Origin of the sequence: Methanococcoides seepicolus (assembly GCF_023684405.1) — an archaeon.
GTDB classification, from domain to species: Archaea; Halobacteriota; Methanosarcinia; order Methanosarcinales; family Methanosarcinaceae; genus Methanococcoides; species Methanococcoides seepicolus.
Map to the genome: position 1 here is coordinate 1 of NZ_JAGSOI010000130.1, position 1,671 is coordinate 1,671.

Here is a 1,671-nt window from a genome sequence, read left to right on the forward strand (position 1 = left end):
CTTCTAACCCAAACTTTGGATTGGCATCCGCTGATCGAATTGTCTTCAGTCTTAAACTCTTCATCCATCGGTTTGAGCTTTTTGCCGAAAGAGATAAGGAGAGTATATTTGTCAAACCATTCAAGGCCGTCAAATTCTTCTATGATCTCATCCTGAATAGCGTCGTTCACTTGTACATCATCTCTACTTTCTTTATCCCTTCAATCAGCATGTCAACATCTTCTTTCGTATTGTACAATGCAAAACTTGCTCTCACTGTGCCTTCGATCCCGAGTGATCTCATCAATGGTTGGGCGCAATGATGTCCGGTCCTGACAGCAACCCCCATCTTGTCTAATATCAATCCTGTATCGTAATGGTGGATCTTATCCAGATTAAATGAGACAGCTCCGCACATCTCATTAGTATTTCCATAAACAGTCACATTATCCATTTCCAGCAGTTTTTCCCTTGAGTAGGAATAGATATCATGCTCATGCTTTTTTATTTTATCCATGCCTATTTTTTGCATGTGATCAATCGCTGCACTGATGCTTATCGCTCCTGCAATATCTGGCGTGCCTGCTTCAAATCTTAAAGGAGGATCCAAATAAGTTGTTTTATCAAGATTTACCTTATCGATCATGCCCCCTCCGCCTATTGCCGGCGTAATATCACTGAAGCGATCGCTTGTATAAAGCACTCCAACTCCGGTCGATGCATACATCTTATGGCCTGAGAAAGCTAAAAAATCACAACCTATGTCCTTTACATCAAGAGGCAAATGCTGTATCGACTGGGCTGCATCCACCAGGACCGGGATGTCGTGATCCTTTGCAATTTCAGTGATCTCTTTGATCTCATTCACACAACCAAGGACATTTGAGACATGAGCTATGGCTATCAATTTTGTCCTATTCGTGATCTCTATTGAGTCTATCAGCATATTGCAATCCTCATCCATGGGAATTGCCTTTACTTTTGCTCCTGCAAGTTGCCACGGCACGATATTTGAGTGGTGTTCCACACCGGTCACCAAGACTTCGTTTCCCCTTAAGGAAGGTCCGAGCGAGCGTGCGACCTGATTAATGGAACCGGTCGTTCCGGAAGTAAATGTCACTTCACTCGGGTTACGAGCACCTATGAATTCACTGACTTTTTTTCGTGCTTCCTCATACCTTTCACTCGATACCTCGCTCAGGTAATGCACGCCCCTATGGATATTACTGTTATCTGTCCTATAGTAATCAGATATGGTATCTATCACAGAGTTAGGTTTTTGGGTCGTTGCCGCATTATCAAGATAAACCAGTCTTTTCCCGTACACCTTTTGTGCAAGTATGGGGAAATCTTTTGCAAGATCTTTCATCTTTTCACCATCTCAACAAGGGAGAACCATTTTTTATCATCGCTAAAGATGTTTTCTACGGAAAGCCCTGCTGCACCTGCCATTTTTTTGATACCATCAACAGTATATTTATGGGAGTTCTCTGTGTGTATCGTCTCGCCCTTTTTGAAGATAATTTTCTCATTCAATATGGGGCTTGTTACTTCCAGATCCTTTTTTGCTTTCAGGTGCATCTCGATCCGGGAGTATTTTTTATTGAAGAATGCAACGTGCTCAAATTCCTCCGGGTCGAAATTCGTTCCAAGATGATCATTTGCGACCTTCAATATGTTCTTATTGAATTC

Annotated in this window: 3 protein-coding genes; all 3 read right to left on the reverse strand. The window is 42.2% G+C overall.

The window, feature by feature from the left end:
- On the reverse strand, window positions 1-170 hold a 170-nt coding region (locus KDK67_RS14000), incomplete at its 3' end, for a SufE family protein (RefSeq protein ID WP_250869464.1).
- Entirely contained in the window at window positions 167-1,348 is a 1,182-nt protein-coding gene (locus tag KDK67_RS14005; RefSeq protein WP_250869462.1) for an aminotransferase class V-fold PLP-dependent enzyme, read from the reverse strand. The genes KDK67_RS14005 and KDK67_RS14000, both read right to left, overlap by 4 nt.
- Window positions 1,345-1,671 (reverse strand): L-histidine N(alpha)-methyltransferase (locus KDK67_RS14010; RefSeq protein WP_250869463.1); only part of this gene is annotated, 327 nt, incomplete at its 5' end. The genes KDK67_RS14010 and KDK67_RS14005, both read right to left, overlap by 4 nt.

Excerpts from the sequence above, each read along its gene's own strand:
- KDK67_RS14005 (WP_250869462.1), bottom strand. The coding sequence starts at position 1,348 with ATGAAAGATCTTGCAAAAGATTTCCCCATACTTGCACAAAAGGTGTAC.